The 19,155-nt window shown below is 52.9% G+C and carries 17 protein-coding genes; 6 read left to right on the top strand and 11 right to left on the bottom strand.

Annotation, left to right across the window (positions count from 1 at the left end):
- Window positions 1-494: 494 nt before the first annotated feature.
- Genes leuD through leuA form a run of 4 tightly spaced genes read right to left on the bottom strand, consistent with a single transcriptional unit; the run spans window position 495 to window position 5,170 of the window.
- Complete coding sequence (gene leuD / locus CX650_RS04755; RefSeq protein WP_101095151.1) at window positions 495-1,100, bottom strand: 3-isopropylmalate dehydratase small subunit; 606 nt, start codon at window positions 1,098-1,100, stop codon at window positions 495-497.
- A 1-nt stretch (window position 1,101) separates the two neighbouring features.
- Window positions 1,102-2,511, bottom strand: coding sequence for a 3-isopropylmalate dehydratase large subunit (leuC, locus tag CX650_RS04750; RefSeq protein WP_101095150.1), 1,410 nt, complete (start codon window positions 2,509-2,511; stop codon window positions 1,102-1,104).
- The gene (gene leuB / locus CX650_RS04745; RefSeq protein ID WP_039035217.1) at window positions 2,511-3,605 is read right to left on the bottom strand and encodes a 3-isopropylmalate dehydrogenase; all 1,095 of its coding nucleotides are present in this window, start codon (window positions 3,603-3,605) and stop codon (window positions 2,511-2,513) included. The genes leuC and leuB overlap by 1 nt, the downstream gene beginning before the upstream one ends.
- Window positions 3,602-5,170 (bottom strand): 2-isopropylmalate synthase, encoded by a 1,569-nt coding sequence (gene leuA, locus CX650_RS04740; RefSeq protein WP_101095149.1) that lies wholly within the window; start codon window positions 5,168-5,170, stop codon window positions 3,602-3,604. Before leuA ends, leuB begins: the two co-directional genes overlap by 4 nt.
- A gap of 479 nt (window positions 5,171-5,649) precedes the next feature.
- Between leuA and CX650_RS04735 the strand changes: the two genes are divergently transcribed.
- Entirely contained in the window at window positions 5,650-7,413 is a 1,764-nt protein-coding gene (locus tag CX650_RS04735) for a diguanylate cyclase domain-containing protein (RefSeq protein WP_101095148.1), read from the top strand.
- Here CX650_RS04735 and recQ read toward each other — a convergent pair.
- Entirely contained in the window at window positions 7,395-9,182 is a 1,788-nt protein-coding gene (gene recQ / locus CX650_RS04730) for a DNA helicase RecQ (RefSeq protein WP_373297560.1), read from the bottom strand. The two genes, CX650_RS04735 and recQ, sit on opposite strands and share 19 nt — an antisense overlap.
- A 204-nt stretch (window positions 9,183-9,386) precedes the next feature.
- On the opposite strand from recQ, the gene CX650_RS04725 reads away from it, so the two are divergent.
- Entirely contained in the window at window positions 9,387-9,851 is a 465-nt protein-coding gene (locus tag CX650_RS04725) for a thioesterase family protein (protein WP_044733531.1), read from the top strand.
- Window positions 9,852-9,957: 106 nt separating this feature from the next.
- Window positions 9,958-10,842: an EamA family transporter RarD gene (gene rarD, locus CX650_RS04720; protein WP_101095147.1), complete on the top strand. Its 885-nt coding sequence runs from the start codon at window positions 9,958-9,960 to the stop codon at window positions 10,840-10,842.
- A 53-nt stretch (window positions 10,843-10,895) separates the two neighbouring features.
- Here the strand turns inward: rarD and CX650_RS04715 are convergent, their stop codons facing one another.
- The 4 genes from CX650_RS04715 to CX650_RS04700 all read right to left on the bottom strand — a co-directional run bounded on the left by CX650_RS04715 (window position 10,896) and on the right by CX650_RS04700 (window position 14,210).
- The gene (locus tag CX650_RS04715; protein WP_071476016.1) at window positions 10,896-11,426 is read right to left on the bottom strand and encodes a PH domain-containing protein; all 531 of its coding nucleotides are present in this window, start codon (window positions 11,424-11,426) and stop codon (window positions 10,896-10,898) included.
- 420 nt (window positions 11,427-11,846) lie between these two features.
- Window positions 11,847-12,803, bottom strand: coding sequence for an SPFH domain-containing protein (locus tag CX650_RS04710; protein WP_101095146.1), 957 nt, complete (start codon window positions 12,801-12,803; stop codon window positions 11,847-11,849).
- Window positions 12,800-13,726: an SPFH domain-containing protein gene (locus CX650_RS04705; RefSeq protein ID WP_025011560.1), complete on the bottom strand. Its 927-nt coding sequence runs from the start codon at window positions 13,724-13,726 to the stop codon at window positions 12,800-12,802. Before CX650_RS04705 ends, CX650_RS04710 begins: the two co-directional genes overlap by 4 nt.
- Window positions 13,727-13,748: 22 nt before the next feature.
- Window positions 13,749-14,210, bottom strand: coding sequence for an NfeD family protein (locus tag CX650_RS04700; RefSeq protein ID WP_101095145.1), 462 nt, complete (start codon window positions 14,208-14,210; stop codon window positions 13,749-13,751).
- Between the two features lie 411 nt (window positions 14,211-14,621).
- Here CX650_RS04700 and CX650_RS04695 point away from each other — a divergent pair, with 411 nt between their 5' ends.
- The gene (locus tag CX650_RS04695; RefSeq protein WP_054744496.1) at window positions 14,622-15,374 is read left to right on the top strand and encodes an outer membrane protein OmpK; all 753 of its coding nucleotides are present in this window, start codon (window positions 14,622-14,624) and stop codon (window positions 15,372-15,374) included.
- A 58-nt stretch (window positions 15,375-15,432) separates the two neighbouring features.
- Here the strand turns inward: CX650_RS04695 and udp are convergent, their stop codons facing one another.
- Window positions 15,433-16,191, bottom strand: coding sequence for a uridine phosphorylase (gene udp, locus CX650_RS04690; protein WP_025011557.1), 759 nt, complete (start codon window positions 16,189-16,191; stop codon window positions 15,433-15,435).
- A 307-nt stretch (window positions 16,192-16,498) separates the two neighbouring features.
- Between udp and CX650_RS04685 the strand changes: the two genes are divergently transcribed.
- Window positions 16,499-16,711: an HP1242/YdcH family protein gene (locus CX650_RS04685; protein ID WP_093981952.1), complete on the top strand. Its 213-nt coding sequence runs from the start codon at window positions 16,499-16,501 to the stop codon at window positions 16,709-16,711.
- A gap of 73 nt (window positions 16,712-16,784) precedes the next feature.
- On the opposite strand, the gene CX650_RS04680 is transcribed toward CX650_RS04685, so the two are convergent.
- The gene (locus CX650_RS04680) at window positions 16,785-17,960 is read right to left on the bottom strand and encodes a type III PLP-dependent enzyme (RefSeq protein ID WP_045282588.1); all 1,176 of its coding nucleotides are present in this window, start codon (window positions 17,958-17,960) and stop codon (window positions 16,785-16,787) included.
- Window positions 17,961-18,371: 411 nt separating this feature from the next.
- On the opposite strand from CX650_RS04680, the gene ygiD reads away from it, so the two are divergent.
- Entirely contained in the window at window positions 18,372-19,151 is a 780-nt protein-coding gene (ygiD, locus tag CX650_RS04675) for a 4,5-DOPA-extradiol-dioxygenase (protein ID WP_101095144.1), read from the top strand.
- Window positions 19,152-19,155: the final 4 nt, after the last annotated feature.

Raw genomic sequence — 19,155 nt, 5'->3', positions numbered from 1 at the left:
CTGTTCATTTAGCAATTTCTAAATAGAGTAATCACTCCATTTTGTTGCGGCGCAGTTTACTGACACAGAATATCTTTGCAAGCAGAAGGCAAAAAACAGAGTAAAACACCAAAAAATCACCACATAAAGACAAGAAAGTGACAAAGATCACCTTAAAAGTGCTTAAAACAGAGAATAAATGGCATTAATGTTTGCTAAAAAGGATTGAAAAATCACTATAGAATCAACATAAGCTATTGAAAAATAATACAACTAAAACAAAAACCCATAAAAACACTTGTTCACTTAATTTAAACCAGACAAACAGCATAAATCTCTAAGCATTCAAAGCTCTAGTCTGCCGCCCTATAGATAAAACAATCAAACAATTGTTTTTAAATGACAAATTATAGTTTAAGACGGTCAACATACTTGTTTGGAACACAAGAGAGCAGCCCAGTTACCAAGCCACTGGTCTGCTCTTGTACAAGTGTACGCTGAATATACAGATTGGATCAGGCCCGCCAGCCCGGTAGCCCGGCTTCATAATCGGCAATGGCCTGCTCATGGGACAGAGTCAGGCCGATGGCATCCAATCCATTAAGCAGCTTATGACGGGCAGATTCAGCCAGTTGAAATGCAAAGCGTTTCCCGGAGGGTGAAACAACCTGGCACTGCTGCAGGTCAACCTTGATTTCACTGCCTTCGGTCGCCGTTACCTCCTCAAACAACTGCTGCACCTCAGCGGCCTCAAGAATCACCGGCAATAACCCATTATTGATGGCGTTGCCGTAAAAGATATCGGCAAAGCTGGGCGCAATAATCACCCGCAAACCATAATCGGCCAGGGCCCAAGGCGCGTGTTCACGGCTGGAGCCACAACCGAAGTTTTCCCGCGCCAGTAAAATAGAGGCTCCCTGATATCTGGGCTGGTTCATCACAAAGGCTGGATCCGGCTGCTCACCGGCATCGTCCAGATAGCGCCAGTCGTGAAAAAGATGGACACCGAAGCCATCCTTGGTGACCTTGGACAGAAACTGTTTGGGGATGATCTGATCCGTATCCACATTGGCGCTATCCAATGGCACCGCAATTCCCTGATGAATAGTAAAAGCCTGCATTTTATTTCTCCTGGCCAGCGTGGCGGATATCGACAAAGTGCCCGGCAATGGCGGCAGCGGCTGCCATGGCAGGGCTCACCAGATGGGTACGACTGCCGCGCCCCTGCCGCCCCTCAAAGTTGCGGTTACTGGTTGAGGCGCAGCGATCGCCGCTTTCCAGGCGATCATCATTCATCGCCAGGCACATGGAGCAGCCCGGCAAGCGCCATTCAAACCCGGCCTCTACAAACAGTTTATCCAGCCCTTCGGCTTCGGCCTGAGCCTTTACTTGTCCCGAGCCAGGCACCACTATGGCGGTCACGCCGTCAGCCACCCGCCGACCGCGGATCTGCGCCGCGGCGCTGCGCAGATCTTCGATACGTGAATTGGTGCATGAACCGATAAAGACCTTGTTGATGGCCACATCCGTCATCAGGGTACCCGGCGTCAACCCTATGTAATTCAGCGCCTTTTCCATACTGCCGCGCACTGTGGCATCGGCCTCCTCGGCGGGGTTGGGCACAGGTTTATCTATGGCCACCACCTGGCCCGGATTAGTGCCCCAGGTCATTTGCGGCGCGATTTCACTGCCTTCCAACTCCACATAGGCATCGAAGATAGCATCTTCATCAGACTTGAGCGTCTTCCAGGCTGCCAGGGCGGCATCCCAATCGGCGCCCTTGGGCGCAAACTGACGCCCCTCAAGATAGGCGAACGTGGTTTCATCCGGCGCGACCATGCCGGCCTTGGCACCCATCTCAATCGCCATGTTGCACAGCGTCATGCGCCCCTCCATCGACAGGGCGCGAATCGCGTCACCGCAAAACTCCACCACATAGCCGGTGCCGCCATCCATGCCTATCTTGCCGATAATCGCCAACACCACATCCTTGGCGGTAATCCCCTCGCCCAGTTGCCCCTTGACCTCAACTCTCATGGTCTTGGCCTTAAGCTGCCGCAGCGTTTGGGTGGCCAGCACATGCTCCACCTCAGAGGTGCCGATACCAAAGGCCAGCGCGCCAAAGGCACCGTGGGTAGCGGTATGGGAATCGCCACAGACAATAACCGTACCCGGCAGGGTAATGCCCAGCTCTGGCCCCATCACATGCACTATGCCCTGATTGGGGTGGTGAATGTCATACAGGCGCACACCGAATTCGCGACAGTTCTGTGCCAGGGTTTCAACCTGAGTGCGCGCCATGGGGCTCAAGGCGTCCAGACTGGCGCTCTTGGTCGAGGTGTTGTGATCCATGGTGGCAAAGGTCTTGTCCGGTGCCCGAAGTTGGCGCCCGGCCATCTTCAGGCCACTAAAGGCCTGGGGCGAGGTCACCTCGTGCACCAGATGACGGTCGACGTAAATAATCGGCGCTTCTCCTTCCGGCGTCGTCACCAGGTGGGCATCCCACACCTTTTCATACAATGTCTTGCCCATTACACCCCCTCCCGAATCGCATTGGCGATATAGTCGCCCATCTCTGCCGTGGTCTTGGCATTATGCCGCTGCTCCGGCGCCAGCAGCTCACAGGTAAAGAAGCCATCTGCCAGCGCCTTGCCAACAGCGCGCTCTATCGCTGCCGCCGCCTCTTCCTGCTGCAGGCTGTGGCGCAACATCAAGGCCGCCGACAAGATCTGCGCTACCGGGTTGGCAATCCCCTTGCCGGCAATATCCGGGGCACTGCCACCGGCCGGCTCATAGAGACCAAAACCACTGCTGTTGATGGAAGCCGATGACAACAGCCCCATGGAGCCGGTCAACATGGCGATTTCATCGGAAAGTATGTCGCCGAACAGGTTGGAGCACAGCATCACATCAAAGTCCCAGGGGCGACGCAGCAGTTGCATGGTGGCATTGTCGATATAGATATGTTCCAGCTCCACATCCGGATACTCGCTCGCGACCTGCTCGACCACTTCACGCCAAAGTACCGAGCAGGCCAGCACGTTGGCCTTGTCGACCGAGGTCACCTTGCCGCGGCGACCTCGGGCGGCCTCGAAGGCGATATGGGCGATACGACGGATCTCGGCGCGGCTGTATCTCATGGTGTCAAACGCCTCTTCGCTCTCGCCCTCTCCCTGACGCCCCTTGGGTTTGCCAAAGTAGATACCACCGGTCAGCTCACGCACGCACAGCACATCAAACCCTTTGGCCGAGATATCGGCACGCAGCGGCGACAGATGTTCCAGCCCCTGATGTAACTTGGCCGGCCTGAGGTTACTGAATAAACCGAAATGGCCCCGCAGCGGCAACAGCGCGCCGCGCTCAGGCTGTTCATTGGGAGGCAGTTTTTCCCATTTGGGACCGCCGACCGAGCCAAACAGAATCGCATCTGCCGCTTCACATCCGGCCAGGGTCGATGCCGGCAACGGACAGCCATGGTTATCTATCGCTATGCCGCCGACATCATATTCGGCGTACTCCATTGCCAGGTCGAAGCGTTGCTCTACCGCCGTCAGCACCTTACGGGCCTGGGCCATGACTTCCGGGCCTATGCCGTCGCCGGCCAATACCGCTATCTGATAACTCATACGCCACCCAACTCCTTTCTCTGTTGTATTTTCTGTTTATGATCCGCCACCTGGTCGGCGCGCTGAATAAGGTTCATCACATGCACCAGGGCCGCGGCCGAAGCCTCGACCACATCGGTAGCCAAGCCGACACCGTGGAAATTGCGCCCCTGGTACTGAGCCGTGATATCCACCTGCCCCAGCGCATTCTGGCCTTCGCCTTTGGCGCTCAACTTATAGCTGCAGATATCCACACTCTGGCCGCTGGCGCGGGCTATCGCCTTATAGGCGGCATCCACAGGGCCATTGCCGGTGGCGGCTTCGGTCACTACCTCACCGCCAGCTTCAATACGTACAGTGGCGGTGGCCATTCCCTCGGTAGAGTCGGATTGCACCACCAGCTGTTGCAACTGGAAGTGATCGTCGGCCGCCGCCCGGCCCTCCATATACACCAAGGCTTCCAGGTCATAGTCGAACACCTGGCCCTTCTTGTCGGCCAGTTTCAGGAAGGCGTCGTACAGCTGATCCAATGAATAATCCTGCTCTGAATAACCCATCTGCTCCATTCGGTGCTTGATCACATGGCGGCCGGAGCGTGAGGTCATATTCAGGTGATTGCGATTCAGGCCTATGCTCTCAGGTGTCATGATTTCATAGGTGTTCTGCGCCTTTAACATGCCGTCTTGATGGATACCGGATGAATGGGTAAAGGCATTGGCGCCCACTATCGCCTTGTTGGCCTGAATCGGCATATTGCATAGCTGGCTCACCATGGAGGAGGTGCGGTGAATTTCCTGAGCCTTGATGCCTGTCTCCAGCCCCAGGATGTCTTTGCGGGTCGCCAGGATCATGGCAATCTCTTCCAGTGAACAGTTACCGGCCCGTTCACCTATGCCGTTGATTGTACACTCAATCTGCCGGGCCCCCTGCTGCACCGCCATGATGGAGTTGGCGACCGACAATCCCAAATCGTCGTGGCAGTGCACAGAGATCACCGCCTGATCGATATTGGGCACCCGATTGAACAGGGTTTGAATAATGCCGCCGAACTCGCTGGGAAGGGTATAACCCACTGTGTCCGGAATATTGATGGTGCGGGCACCTGCTTCGATGGCCGCCTCGACCATGCGACACAGATTATCTATCGGGGTCCGGCCGGCGTCTTCGCAGGAAAACTCCACATCATCGGTAAAACGCCTGGCATACTTCACCGCCCCTACCGCCATCTCCAGCACTTGGTCGAAGGAGCGCTTCAGTTTGCTCTGCACATGGATATTTGAGGTTGAAATAAAGGTATGAATGCGGAACTGATCCGCGACCGACAAGGCCTGGGCCGCGGCGTCGATATCTTTCTCCAGTGCCCGCGACAGGGCACAAACCCGGCTGTTTTTGATGGTCCGGGCTATGGTCTGTACCGACTCAAAGTCGCCGGGAGAGGAAACCGGGAACCCTACCTCCATGATGTCGACCCCCAGGCGCTCGAGAGCCAGGGCTATCTGCAGTTTTTCTTTCACTGTCAGGCTGGCAGCCAGCGCCTGCTCGCCGTCCCGTAAGGTGGTATCGAAAATAAACACTCTGTCAGACATCTGGATTCTCCATTCAGGGGTTTCGATTGATTTTTCCCGTGCCAGAAACAAAAAACCCCGCGGTTTCTGGCGCGGGGTTTTGAGTTCTGGCTTGCTAATCGACGTGCAAGTCTAGCTCCTCCGCGCAGTGGCTGCGAGAGTAAGGAGGAGGAGAGACAGTTGCATTTGTGGGTTCATTTAGCCGTTCTATACCAGATAAAAATTCGTTTGAAGTGGGTTTATATTCTTCCCACCGGGCTCAAGAGGTTCAATAATTAACTGCCTCCTTGCTCGCTGTCAAGCCTATATTTCTCAGCATCAGTTGAAAATTTCGGCTTAACGTGCTGATTTGCACCATTCAAGCCTTGGTAATCCAAAGCTAAATAGATGAATAAAATCTTGCCGATAGCATCATTTTTTGTGCCAAAAATGATAAAAAATAGTTATTATCCCAACACGGTTTCCCCCGGCAAAACTCACCTTCACTCAGCGGAGAAAAAATGGATTTTCGCCTCTTGGCACTGAGCTTGCTCCTGTGGTCATTTTCTGGCGCGCTTTGGGCCGCGGAGCGGTTGGACACTCTGGCCAACACCCTCTATCAGTATCCTACGCTGGCGCTGACCCAAATCAATGAACTTGAGCGTCAGGCCTCCGAGTTGAGTCAGGCCCAAATGCTGAGATTACAGCTATTTAAATGTGAAGCACTCCTGCAATTAGGAGACAACGGCGCCGCCATCAATCTGGCAGAACTGGGGGAAGCCAGAGCCAGGCAGCTAAGGCTGGAACAGGCCAAAAGCTATTTTCAAATCTGCCGCGCCGATGCCTATGCCAATTTCGACGATCTGAAGCAATCACTGCTGTTACTCGACGGCGCCATTGAACAGGCCAAATACCACAACCAACCCCAGGCTCTGGTCAACGCCCTGAGACTCAAGGGCCAGCTGGAGAACGACCTTGGCAATTATGGCACCGCCATTGAAGATCTGCGCCTGGCGCTGGACATCTACCCGGATATCAGCAGTCAGAATCCGTCCTGGTTATCGCCGCCTCTGGCCTATGTTTATGGCGACATGGCCAGTCTGATGTATTCCACCGACGACCTGCGCCAAGCGGCCTACTATCTCAAGCTGGCACTTGACACAGATGAAACCAGGGGCAAGGTGCGCCATGTGCTGTTATTAATGGCCGCCAGAGTCGCGCTGGCGCAGGAGGATATGGCCCAAGCCGACAGCCTGTTGAAACAGTCCAAAATACTGTTGCCCGAGATAGGCTCACCGCTGGAGCTTGCCAACAGTTACAGCCAAATAGCCGTGATAGAACTCGCCAGGGGCAGAACCGAGATCGCCGATGAGTTAGTGGGTATTGCCCTGCAGACCTATGAAAAACAAGGTAAAGTAAACAACTCTATGCGTGCTACCCGACTGTTGGCCAGGGTACGTCTCGCCCAAAGCAACGACGATGAAGGCATAAGGCTGTTGATGCAAGCAGCGCAGCAAGCCGAGCAACTGCAACTGGCCGATGAAGTAGCCTACACCCAACAGCTTATCAGTGACTATTACGCCGAAAAAGCAGAGTTTAAGCCGGCATACGAGGCGATGAAACTGGCGGCCCAGGCTGCGGCCGAGGCCCAAAAACAGCTCAACAACACCCGCTTTATGCAATACAAGGCCAGGCTCAGCCAGCAGGAGCAGCTGCAGGTAGAAACCCAGCAGAATATTCGTCTTGCCAGTGCCGATCAGCGCTCCAAACTAAGCCAAGCCTACGGCGCCATTTCAGTGCTGGCGCTCGCCATCATAGGCACACTATTCTGGTTGGTCAGTTGCCGTAACCGCTGGCAACAACCAAGCACTGTGGCGCTGGAAAGACTGCCGGTGGCCCAGCAATTAGATGTTATGCTCAGCAGTGCCAAAAAGGGCAACTACCCCTTGAGCCTGTTGCTGCTGAGTACCAGCCATATACGTCAGGTGGATCTTTCCGCCCTGCAGCAGGCGCTGGAACAGAAACTCAGAGAGCACGACAGACTGCTGCGCTACAGCATGGATGAGATAGTGATCCTGCTGCCCTACACCTCGGTTCAGGGCGCCTTGCAGGTCAGTGAGCAACTCAAGCCGATAGTGCAGAGCTGGCAAGTAGATCACTGTGTACCTATTGGAGTAGCCTCGCTGCAGCAGCCCGATACCCTGGATAGCCTGGTGAAGCGTGCCGGCGTCAGCCAACTCAGCCAGCAGAAAGCAGCCGAGCAACATCAGTCCCCGGCGAGATAAGCCTCTATCTCATCGAGAAACTGATCGCCAAAGCGGGCCAGTTTGCGCTCGCCAACACCATTGACCGCCAACATCTCGCCCTGACTGGTAGGCAAAATCGCCGCCATTTCTGCCAGGGTTGCATCGTTGAATACCAGATAGGGGGGGACGTCCTGCTCTTCGGCTATGCTGCGCCTTAACTGCTTGAGACGGGCAAACAGCTTGCGATCGTAATTGAGTGGCGCCTTGCTGCTGACACTGCGCCTACGGGTAACATGCAAGTCAATTCTGGGTTCGGCCAACATCAGTGCAACTTCGCCCCTGAGCACAGGCCTGGCGGCCGGATTCAGGCGAATACTCGAGCCGCGGGTAATATCCTGGCTCGCCAGTCCAAGATGGATAAGCTGCCTGGTCACACTGAGCCAGTGTTCATGGCTCTTGTCTTTGCCGACACCCCATGTGGATAACTTGTCGTGCCCCCTGTCGACCACTGCGGCCGATTTGGAGCCTCTGAGCACCTCAATCAACTGGTTCATGCCAAACCTCTGCCCCAAGCGATATATGCAGGACAACACCTTCTGTGCATCCTCGGTGCCGTTGTAGCGTTTGGGTGGATCCAGGCAGATATCACAGTTACCGCAGGGCTCCAGCGCGGGCTCATCAAAGTAGTGCAGCAACACTTGGCGGCGGCAGGTCTGGGCTTCGGCAAAGGCCGCCATGGTATTGAGTTTATGCAGTTCCACCTGTTGCTGCGGCCCGGGTTCACCTTGCTCAATCAGGTGGCGCACCCGGCCGATATCGGCGGGCTCGAACAGCATAAAGGCTTCGGCCTCGAGACCATCTCGCCCGGCGCGGCCGGTTTCCTGATAGTAGGCCTCTATGCTCTTGGGCAGATCATAATGCACCACAAAACGCACGTTGGACTTGTTGATCCCCATGCCGAAGGCGACCGTGGCCACCACTATATCCAACTGCTCCTTGAGAAATCTGTCCTGGACACTGGCGCGCTCGTCACCGCTCATACCGGCATGATAGCCTTCGGCGGCATAGCCCTGTAACCTCAGCCTTTCGGCCACTTCATCGACCCGGCGGCGGCTGGAGCAATAAACAATCCCGGCGGCGCCGTTCTGCGCGGCAATAAACTGACGCAATTGATTGGCGGCGTTGAGCTTTTCCGCCACTGTGTAGCGAATATTCGGTCTATCAAAGCTGGAAAGAAGCACATAGGGGGCGATATTGAGCCGCTGGCAGATATCTTCCCGGGTCGCCTTATCGGCGGTGGCGGTCAGCGCCATCACAGGCACGCCGGGAAACAGCTGTTTCAGGCGGCCAAGCTGGGCATATTCGGGGCGAAAATCATGGCCCCACTGGCTGATACAGTGCGCCTCATCCACGGCAAACATCGACAACGGCAGGGATTGCAGCCGCTCAATAAACTCATGCTGCAGCAAGCGCTCCGGCGAGACATACAACAGGCGGATCTCCCCCTGATGCAACTGGCGCAGCACCTTGAGGCTCTGCTCCCTGGGCAGGGATGAGTTGAGATAAGCGGCATTGACTCCGGTCTGCAGCAGGCTGTCGACCTGATCTTTCATCAGGGAGATCAGCGGCGAAACCACCAGAGTCAGCCCTGGCATCAACAATGCGGGCAGTTGGTAACACAGACTCTTGCCACCGCCGGTGGGCATGATCACCATGCAGTCTTCCCCGGCCATCACACGTTCAATCACCTGGCGCTGCCCTTCACGGAAAGTCCGGTAGCCAAATACCTGCTGCAAGGCTTGCTGCATAGGGTCTTGGGGATGATTTAGGCTCTCGGGAGCGATACTCAGCGGCTGATCCATGACTGTCTGTGTCCAAAGAAGAGGCCGCTATTCTAAATGAAGCCAACACCAGAGTGCCAGCCAAGAGGGGATTTTTCCGCCTGGACTAGGCAAACGGCCATATTAGCGTTAGATTGATTGCTCTAAAAAACAACAACAGCAGGAAGCCCTATGAGCCAGGACATTCAAGCCGAAGTACTCGCCAAGGTAGCAGAAGTATTTGATAAACATGTGCCTTTTCACAATCTTCTCGGCCTTGGGATACGCCGATACGACGCCTCTGGTGTCGAAGTGGAGATCAAAATGAAGCCGGAGCTAATCGGCAACATACATCAAAAAATACTCCATGGCGGGGTTACCGCAACCGTGCTGGATGTGGTTGGCGGCCTGACGGCATTCTCCGGCTTGGTTATCAGTCGCGACAACTGGACAGTGGAGCAGCTGCAACAGCGACTGCAAACCCTGAGCACCATAGATCTCAGGGTCGACTATCTGCGCCCCGGCTGGGGAGAAGTCTTCAGCGGCACAGGAACAGTGATCCGTGCCGGCAACAGGGTCTCTGTCTGTCGAATGGAGCTGCATAATGAAAAAGGCAGCCATATTGCTTTTGGTACAGGGACTTACATGGTCGGCTGAGTGGCTGTTTAAAACTCAAACACTGAATCTGTTGTCGATAACTTGAGCCGAGGGGCTTTGCCCCCTACAATCGCCCTTCTCTCCTTTTCGTCATTGTGTAGTACCTATGCCTGAAACCGAATACCGCAAGGGGGTCATTCTCGCCCTTTGCGCTTATATTTTTTGGGGCTTTGCGCCGCTGTACTTCAAGTTGTTGCATCATGTCTCGGCCCCCGAGATCCTATTGCACCGCATCATCTGGTCCTTCGTCTTTATGGGGATCCTGATGCAGTTTATCGGTGGTTTCGGACAGCTCAGGCTGTTGCTCAAGCGCCCAAAACAGTTGGCGGTACTGCTGCTGACTTCGATTCTTATCGCCGGTAACTGGCTGCTGTTTATCTGGGCGGTCAACAATGATCATATGCTGGATGCCAGCCTGGGCTACTTTATCAACCCGTTGTTCAATGTGATGCTCGGCATGCTGTTTCTGGGGGAGCGACTCGGAAAACTGCAATGGGTTGCGGTATCGCTTGCCGCTGCCGGGGTGGTGATCCAGCTGGTTTCCTTCGGTTCGATTCCGCTGGTATCCCTGGGGCTCGCAGCCTCCTTCGGTTTCTACGCCCTGCTGCGCAAGAAGGTCAATGTCGACGCCAAGACAGGCCTTTTGGTCGAAACCGCGGTGTTAATGCCGGCAGCGCTGGGCTTTTTACTACTGGGCGGCGGTGAAGCCGGCGCCAGCATGCTCAGCAACAGTTGGGATCTCAACCTGCTGTTGATGGCCGCCGGTATCATCACCACCATCCCCTTGCTGTGTTTTGCCGGTGCGGCAGTGCGGATCCCGCTGATCATGCTGGGCTTCTTCCAGTACATTGGCCCCAGCATCATGTTTATCATGGCGGTGACCCTGTTCGATGAACCCTTCGATATCGAAAAGAGCATTACCTTCGGCTTTATCTGGGCCGCCCTGGTGGTGTTTACTTTGGATATGCTGCAAAAACGCTCTCGCAGGTAACAAACACAACCGGCCCGGATGGAGTTTCCGGGCCGGTTGGCAATATTCAACGTTTATCCCGGCAGGTTCTGCCCCAGTCCCTTAAGCAAACTCTCCGCTTCAGGCATACTCAGCAACAGGCTGTAACCAAGGTCGGTCGGCAACAACAAAACGCTGTCTTTTTCCGTCAGAGCCACAAACGCTTTGCTGCCATCATTGAGCCGATACCACCCCAGGGTGTAACCGGGCAGGCCTATACCCTGGGTACGCATGCCAAGCTTGGGGCCGCTGGCATCGCCGAGCTTAATCACTTTCGCCTCTGAAATACGCAGATGCTCAGGAGCCAGACTCTGACCGTAGAAAGGCACCTCGATCACCAGGCTTTGAGCCGTCAATTCCACCTTGGATGCCTGCGCCTGCCAAAATACCCACACAGAACCCGCCAGTGTTACCAACAGCAAACCCGAGGCGGCGCTTTTGGCCGTTGTCGGCATCTTTCGCCTGCGGATAAACAGCAATATAGCCGCCAACATCAGTATCAAGGCGATAAAGCTGCCAATGGCGACGCCGGTCAATGGCGCCAACTCGTAACTTCCACTGTTCATCTCTTGCTCCTTAATGGATAGGCATAAGTGGCCTTAGCTTAGGTTTGAAAGACATAATATGTCAAAAATAAAATCTCGCAGTAATAAAAAACGCTGCCCGACTAAAACTGAAATCAAAGCCAGAACAGGGCCTTAATGTGGTCTGCAAGACTTTAATTCAAAGAAGGAGTGGATAATTTTAAAATGCAGGGGATTGATATATAAACAGAATCCATGACCCAGCAACTTTGGAGTATGTTTACACTACCGGAAACTACGGCACTCATTCGAGTCGCAAGCAAAAACCTAGAACTAAACAATCTGGTAAATAATCACGTGGCTGACAAGTACCTGCAAGACGCATCAAACGGGCACGGATACGGCGCCGGACAATGTATATCCTTAGCCGCATCCCCACCTTTCCATTCTTAGAGGATTAAATTAACTCCTGGGTGGAATGGTATCATTCTCTTCAGTCAGCCCGATTGAGGCCATCCAGGATTCAAAGTCCACCATGTTCCCCGGCAAGACTATCTTACTGCCTGGCTTGCTCAGACCACTGAGCTGCGCCAGATACTGCTCACCCAGTTGCATCCGCAGTGCGTTTTTGCCACCGGGCGCAGCGATCACTTCGGCCAACTTCTCTATCGAACCTGCTGTAGCGCGGGCAATCGCCAGTATCTCCTCGGCCTTACCTTCGGCCTCGTTGATTCGGCGCTGCATCTCACCCTCTGAGTGGTTAATCATCTCCTGCTTCAAACCCTCGGAGCGATTGATCTTACTCTGCTTATCGCCTTCACTCTTGGCCAGCAATGCCCGGCGTTCACGCTCGGCATTGACCTGCATCTCCATGGCGTTTTTCACGGTTTCCGGCGGCGTAATATTCTTGATCTCATATCTATGCACCCGAATCCCCCAGGTGGCACCGGCCTGATCCAGTACCTCTACCACCTTGGCACTAATCAAGTCGCGCTCTTCAAAGGTGCGGTCCAGCTCCAGAGTACCTATCACAGAGCGAGTGGTTGTTTGCGCCAGCTGAATCGCAGCATAACGGTAATCGGTTACCCCGTAGCTGGCTTTAACCGGGTCCACCACAGAAATATAGATAACCCCATCGACTTCGACATTCACTTCATCGCTGGAGAAACATTCCTGAGGCGGTACATCTATGGTTTCTTCTTTAAGGTCATGGATATAGGCAACCTTATCAATAAATGGCAGCAGCGCATGGAAACCGGCATCCAGGGTCATATGATATTTACCCAAACGCTCCACGATATAGGCAGATTTAGTTGGCACCAAGCGAATCGACTGAAACAGCTTGACGATAAAGATCAGGAAGATAAGCCCCCAGATCCCCAGTACTATCATGTCGGTATCTATCTGTCCCAGATTCATTTGCGCGCTCCTTTGCTACCGGCAGCTGTATTGCTGACTTGCTGAATACCCTCGAAAAAACCTTCCATCTTTGCCAATTCGGTAGGAACCACGGAAATATCCGCCTTCTGCAATATCTCACCGACCTGTTCGATAAACTGTTCCTTCAGCTGCATGTTCATCGCCTCATTACCGCCGTTGACCGCCAGCGCCTTGGCAACCATGGCCATACTCTCGGCCTGGGCATTGGCAACAATCGCAATCTCCTGCGCCGTACCCTGAGCCTCATTGATGCGCTTCTGTTTCTGGCCCTCTGAGATGTTAATCGCTTCCTGACGCTCACCCTGAGACAGGTTGATCATCGCCTCTTTCTCGGCGCTGGCCAGGGTGATTTCGGCGCGCTTGCGACGCTCGGCTTCCATCTGCTTCTCCAGGGTGTGGATCACATGCCTGGATGGGCTGATATTTTTGATCTCATATCTGAGCATCTTGATCCCCCAGGGATCGGACGCCTTGTCGATTTCGCGGACAATCGCCTCGTTGAGCGCATCTCGCTCGGAAAAGGTTTGGCTCAGAGTCAGTTTACCTATCTCGGAACGCATTGTGGTTTGTGCCAGGTTTACCGCCGCCAGACGATAGTCTTCAATACCATAGCTGGCCAGTTTGCCGTCCATCACCTTGAGATAAACCAGGCCGTCGACTTCCAGCTGGATATTGTCCTTGGAAATACAGCTCTGTGGCGGTACATCAAGCACCTGCTCACGGGTATCGTGTCGATAAGCGACTCGATCGAAGAAGGGAATTAAAAAGTGAAAGCCCGGCTGCAGTACAGTACGGAATTTCCCCAGACGCTCAATGACATGCACCTCACGCATGGGCACAATCAACATCAGCTTATAGAGAATGAACAGAACAAAAAGTATAAAAATGGTAAATGCAAACATAGAGTCCTTCCTGCTTGATTGATTATTCAGAGTCGTCGAGTGGTTCCACTACCAGAGCAATATTATCGCGACAGATAACCTTCACTCTGGTGCCGACCGGGATCTCCGAGCCGTCTCCCAGTGCGGGCCAATCCGCCCCCTGAAATTCGATGCGACCGGTTTTTTCACCCGGCCCAATGGTTTCCTTGACCTGGGCCGGCAGATTAAACAGATCCAGCTCCTCGTCGGTATTGCCAACGTGAGAGTCGCCTCCCACCAAACGTTGAGTCAGTTGCCTGAAGCTCAACAGCAAGACGATTGAGGAGATAAACCACAGGGTCAGGCTTTGTGCCCAGCCCTCGACTAAACCCACCCAGATAGCCCCGGCTACCAATAAACAGGCAGCACCGAGAAATACCACTATCCCGCCAGGCAGTATCAGTTCAGCCAGCATCAGCACTATACCGATTAAGGCCCAATAAAGCATGGGATCCGAAGACGCCATATATCCCTCCCCCCAGAAATCAAGTGTCCATCTTGGCACTATATCAGCAGTTGCATCCCTTGGCGACATAATATGTCACCTTGAATCAATTGATACCTTCAGGATTCGCTGACCAAATGACTTTCAGCTCACAAAATTCAACTTTTCTTTACATCCCTGTTAACCCGCCTCGAATCAACAGCTCCAAAAATACAAGTTAAGCCATTGAATAAAGACAAAAATATTATTAATTAACAAGTATTTCTGCCAGTTAAAAAAGCTTTGAGTCCAACGCGATTTTTCCCTATATTGCCATGGCTTTTTGACCGGCAATCGAATCACAGAATTCAGCCTTGGTAAAACGTTTTGCCAACAGATAGCCGCCGGCACAACAGCAAACTGCTTCTGACTCTACCAAAGGGATACTCTAAGATGAAAAAAATCTGCCTGTGCGCAGCTCTGTTGTTCTCACCTCAAGCATTCAGCGAACCTCTGGTGCAATGGTGGGACGTCAATATCACTGCGCTCTATGGCCAGGATTACGACCTGGCACCATCGGATAAGCAAACCACTTTTACCCTGGAAACCGCCGGCGGTTGGAAATACGGCGATTGGTTTGTGTTTCAGGACTTTATCAATTTCAACGGCCACAATGGCGGTAAGGACAGCACCACCTATGGCGAGATCTCTACTCGCTTCAGCGCCGGTAAAATTCTCGGCAAACCTGTGGGTTTTGGCCCAGTGACAGATCTGTCACTGGCGCTGACACTCGAAGAGGGCGAAGGCCCGGTGGAAACACTGCTCTACGGTATAGGTATGGACCTCAAGCTGCCCTACTTCACCTATTTCCAGCTGAACACCTATCGCCGTGACGCCCAAAACAGTGCCAATATCAGCGATGGCTGGCAGTTGACTCCTGTGTTCCGCATGGACATTCCCGTGGGCAACAGCAAGATTGTCTTCGATGGCTTTATCGACTGGGTATTTGCCGCCGATGAAGACGGCTATAAAGAAAATATCCATATCAACCCCCAGATCAAATACGACCTGGGCGCAGTGCTTTTTGGTGAAGCCAAGAAGGATAAGTTTCTGGTAGGTATCGAGTACGATTACTGGCAGAACAAGTATGGTGTGGACGGTGTCGACCAGAACACCTATTCGGTGATAGCTCAATATCATTTCTGAGCCGGATCATGATTCATTAAAAAGGCGCTCAGTGAGCGCCTTTTCCATTTTTACCTAATCAGGCCAGCAGTTTTCTGGCGGCGTTGACCACAATGGAAACCGCACTGACTTCAGTTTGTTTCATGGTTGCCTCATTGGGGATCTCTTGCTGGGTACGGTTGACAATCACACCGGCGACACAAGCGGCGCGCCAGCCTTGAGAGGCACACATGGTGAACAGAGTCGCAGACTCCATTTCATAATTGAGTACGCCCATTTCCTGCCACTCTTTCATTGAACCGGCAAAACGGCGGGTTACCCGACCACTAACGGTATCATAGCGTTCCTGACCCGGGTAGAAGGTATCAGATGAGGCAGTAACCCCAATGTGTGGTTCAATACCGGCATCACGACAGGCGGCAACCATGGCTGTGGTACATTCGAAGTTAGCCACAGCAGGGAACTCCATTGGCGCAAAGTGCAAACTGGCACCATCGAGACGCACAGAAGCCTGAGTCACAATCACATCACCCACATTTACGTGAGGCTGAATTGCACCTGTGGTACCGACACGCAGGAAAGTATTAACTCCCAGTTGCGCCAATTCCTCCACCGCGATGGAAGTCGAAGGACCACCGATACCGGTAGAGCAAATCACTACCGGCTTACCATCAAGATAAGCCAGATAACTGGTGTACTCACGATGGCTGGCCAGGAAAGTCGGCTTGTCCATCAGTTCAGCGATACGTTTAACTCGTTCAGGATCGCCAGGCACGATAGCCAGTGTGGCGCCATCCAACATCTGCTTGGTCAAACCCAAGTGAAATACATCAGCCATAGTGAAAACCCCTTTCAATTTTGATTATAAAATTCGTCTTACCGAGACTCTATCCCAGTATGGAAGCGGATAAGATTAACTTGATCACAGATTTTACGGCAATAATTAAATAATCAGCCGTAACAGAGTTACCAAGTTTGCTACGATTGTCTGACTGGTTTTACAACAGATTGTTCGAAAGCATAGCAGTAAAAGGCCTCACTCACCTCCACCAAACGGTTAATCTTTCCATTGATCAAGGTCACATATTCGTCATCCCAAACAGGTTAGGGTTAACAATAATCCCCCAGCCAACAGGAGTGCACCAATGTTTCCGGAATACCGCGATCTGATCACCAGTCTCAAGAGCAGCGATAGCCATTTTCAGAAGCTTTTTGATGAACACAATCTGCTGGATAAAGAGATAAAGAATAAGGAGCAGCAGCTTTCCAGTGAATATACCCAAGAAGTCAAAGAGATGAAAAAGCGCAAACTGGAGCTGAAAGAACAGCTGTACGACATTCTCAAAGCTAACGGTTAATCCAAAACAGACAGGGCGCCACTTGGCGCCCTGTTGAAATCAATCTCAGCTAAAACCTCACTCTTGGCCGAGATTACAAATAGTAGTCTTGCAAGGGTGGGAAACCATTGAAGCACACCGCCGAATATGTGGTGGTATAAGCGCCAGTGGTCAACCAATAAAGCCTATCGCCGATAGCCAGTTCCTCTGGCAACCCATAACTGTACTGTTCATACATTATATCGGCGCTATCGCAGGTAGGCCCGGCAATGACGCAAGGTTGCAGCTCCCCTTGAGCCTCGGTGTAAATCGGAAACTTAATCGCTTCGTCCATAGTCTCAATCAGCCCGGAAAACTTACCGACATCGGTAAATACCCAGCGCTCCAGTGCCGTGTTGGACTTGCGGCTGATCAATACCACCTCAGAGACCAGTACACCGGCGTTGGCAATCAAGGAGCGCCCGGGTTCCAGCACTATCTTGGGCAACTGCTCACCAAAATCCTCTTTGAGGAAGTGAATGATCTGCTCGGCGTAAGTGGTGAGACTATTGGTCTTGTCGATATAGTTGGCCGGAAAGCCGCCGCCCATATTGATCATATCCAGCACTATGCCATGTTCCTCTTTGAGCCTGTCAAAGATCACCTTAACCTTACCGATTGCCGCATCCCAAGCCCCTATGTCCCGCTGCTGTGAACCCACATGGAATGACAAGCCGTAGGGCTTTAACCCCAACTCCTTGGCCAGCACCAAAAGCTCATAGGCCATCTCGTTCTGACAGCCGAACTTACGCGACAACGGCCAATCGGCGGTTTCTGTACCTTCGGTAAGGATCCGCACATAGACCTTGGCCCCAGGGGCTTCTTCGGCAATCATCCGCAGATCGGCCTCTGAGTCGGAGGCAAACATAGTCACGCCACGCTGGTAGAAGGCTCTGACATCCTTGCGTTTTTTAATGGTATTGCCATAGCTTATCCGCTCAGGGGAAACACCCAACTCCATCACCATATCCAGCTCATAGATGGAAGCTATGTCAAAATTGGCCCCCTTATCTCGCAGCAAGCTGAGGATCTCAGGTGCCGGGTTGGCTTTCACTGCATAATAAACGCTGGCAAAGGGAAAGCTCTGCACCATATCATCATACTGTTTCGCGATGATCTTGGTATCTATCACCACAAAAGGTGTCACCTTATCACTGGCAAAAGCTTTGATACGCTCAAAGGTTTCATTGTCATAGTAATCAGCAACATCAATAGATTGAAATTGGCTCATTGGCCCTGTGTCTCCTCGACATTCAAGTGCGGCGAACAGCCTCGCCGAAGCGGGTTAAAATCCAGCGCAGTAAACGCTATTTCCGCCCCTCACGCAATGAATTTTTATACATTAAAATCATTTTTTTATTCCACAAATTCAAACCGTAGCAACTATAAAATAAAAGCATTAAGAATCATGCAATTACTACTTTCACCCTCAAATACAAACCATGATTGCTGCTCGCTTGAGAGCGCTTGGTGTAAGCAGCTACCGGAAACGATAAAGCATAGCGGCAAGCAAGAGAGCAGGGGATATTCGATTTTATGGAAGGGTATGGCGAGTATTTTGCGATTATTTTCAATCGAGCATCCGGGTAAGCTGAATGCAGATATGTCAGGAACGGCATCCTACAGCTGATTTGGAGACTCTATGTCCGCAACACAGATAATGCCGGCGCTGTTTCTGGGCCATGGCAGCCCGATGAACGCCTTGCAAAACAACACCACCACAAAGCAGTGGCAAGAACTGGGACAAACACTCCCCAAGCCCAAAGCGATATTGTTGCTTTCGGCCCATTGGTTGACACGGGGCACAGTTATTTCCACCGCACGTCGGCCGCAAACCATACATGATTTCGGCGGTTTTCCCGCCGAGCTCTTTGCCATGCAGTACCCGGCAGTCGGCGCGCCGGAGTTGGCAGAGCAGGTTGCTGCCAGTTTGAGCATTCCTGTCACTCGTATCAATTCGCAAGGGTTGGATCATGGCAGTTGGTCGGCCATGGTTCACCTCTACCCCGAGGCCGATATTCCGGTATTTCAGCTGAGTCTGGATCAAAACCTCAGAGCGCAGCAGCAGTTCCAGCTTGGACGCGAGTTAAGGCATTGGCGCGAGCAAGGCGTACTGATCATAGGTTCAGGCAATGTGGTCCACAATCTGCGCGTCCTGGCACCAGGCAGCCCACCACGGCCTTGGGCGACCCGGTTTAATCAAGCGGTTGCCGACAGTTTATTGGCAGAAGAATACTCAGCGCTGCTGGACTATAAAACCCTGGTCGATGCCAACACCGCCGAGCTGTGTCATCCAACAGATGAGCATCTGCAGCCGCTGTTTTATTTATTGGGAAGTGCCTTTTCAGGAGAGCGCAGGCTGCTGTTCAACAACAGCCTGGAGATGGGGGCTATCAGTATGTTGAGTCTGCAGCTCGGCTGAAGCT

This window comes from Shewanella indica (assembly GCF_002836975.1).
In the GTDB taxonomy this organism is placed as follows: Bacteria; Pseudomonadota; Gammaproteobacteria; order Enterobacterales; family Shewanellaceae; genus Shewanella; species Shewanella indica.
The sequence above is the reverse complement of the archived record's forward strand: the minus strand, read 5'-3'. Positions and strand labels throughout refer to the sequence as shown.

Excerpts from the sequence above, each read along its gene's own strand:
- leuD (WP_101095151.1), bottom strand. The coding sequence starts at position 1,100 with ATGCAGGCTTTTACTATTCATCAGGGAATTGCGGTGCCATTGGATAGC.
- recQ (WP_373297560.1), bottom strand. The coding sequence starts at position 9,182 with ATGCAGCAAGCCTTGCAGCAGGTATTTGGCTACCGGACTTTCCGTGAA.
- leuC (WP_101095150.1), bottom strand. The coding sequence starts at position 2,511 with ATGGGCAAGACATTGTATGAAAAGGTGTGGGATGCCCACCTGGTGACG.
- CX650_RS04685 (WP_093981952.1), top strand. The coding sequence starts at position 16,499 with ATGTTTCCGGAATACCGCGATCTGATCACCAGTCTCAAGAGCAGCGAT.
- CX650_RS04705 (WP_025011560.1), bottom strand. The coding sequence starts at position 13,726 with ATGTTTGCATTTACCATTTTTATACTTTTTGTTCTGTTCATTCTCTAT.
- CX650_RS04735 (WP_101095148.1), top strand. The coding sequence starts at position 5,650 with ATGGATTTTCGCCTCTTGGCACTGAGCTTGCTCCTGTGGTCATTTTCT.
- udp (WP_025011557.1), bottom strand. The coding sequence starts at position 16,191 with ATGGCTGATGTATTTCACTTGGGTTTGACCAAGCAGATGTTGGATGGC.
- CX650_RS04710 (WP_101095146.1), bottom strand. The coding sequence starts at position 12,803 with ATGAATCTGGGACAGATAGATACCGACATGATAGTACTGGGGATCTGG.
- rarD (WP_101095147.1), top strand. The coding sequence starts at position 9,958 with ATGCCTGAAACCGAATACCGCAAGGGGGTCATTCTCGCCCTTTGCGCT.
- CX650_RS04700 (WP_101095145.1), bottom strand. The coding sequence starts at position 14,210 with ATGGCGTCTTCGGATCCCATGCTTTATTGGGCCTTAATCGGTATAGTG.
- CX650_RS04695 (WP_054744496.1), top strand. The coding sequence starts at position 14,622 with ATGAAAAAAATCTGCCTGTGCGCAGCTCTGTTGTTCTCACCTCAAGCA.
- CX650_RS04715 (WP_071476016.1), bottom strand. The coding sequence starts at position 11,426 with ATGAACAGTGGAAGTTACGAGTTGGCGCCATTGACCGGCGTCGCCATT.
- leuB (WP_039035217.1), bottom strand. The coding sequence starts at position 3,605 with ATGAGTTATCAGATAGCGGTATTGGCCGGCGACGGCATAGGCCCGGAA.
- leuA (WP_101095149.1), bottom strand. The coding sequence starts at position 5,170 with ATGTCTGACAGAGTGTTTATTTTCGATACCACCTTACGGGACGGCGAG.
- CX650_RS04680 (WP_045282588.1), bottom strand. The coding sequence starts at position 17,960 with ATGAGCCAATTTCAATCTATTGATGTTGCTGATTACTATGACAATGAA.
- ygiD (WP_101095144.1), top strand. The coding sequence starts at position 18,372 with ATGTCCGCAACACAGATAATGCCGGCGCTGTTTCTGGGCCATGGCAGC.
- CX650_RS04725 (WP_044733531.1), top strand. The coding sequence starts at position 9,387 with ATGAGCCAGGACATTCAAGCCGAAGTACTCGCCAAGGTAGCAGAAGTA.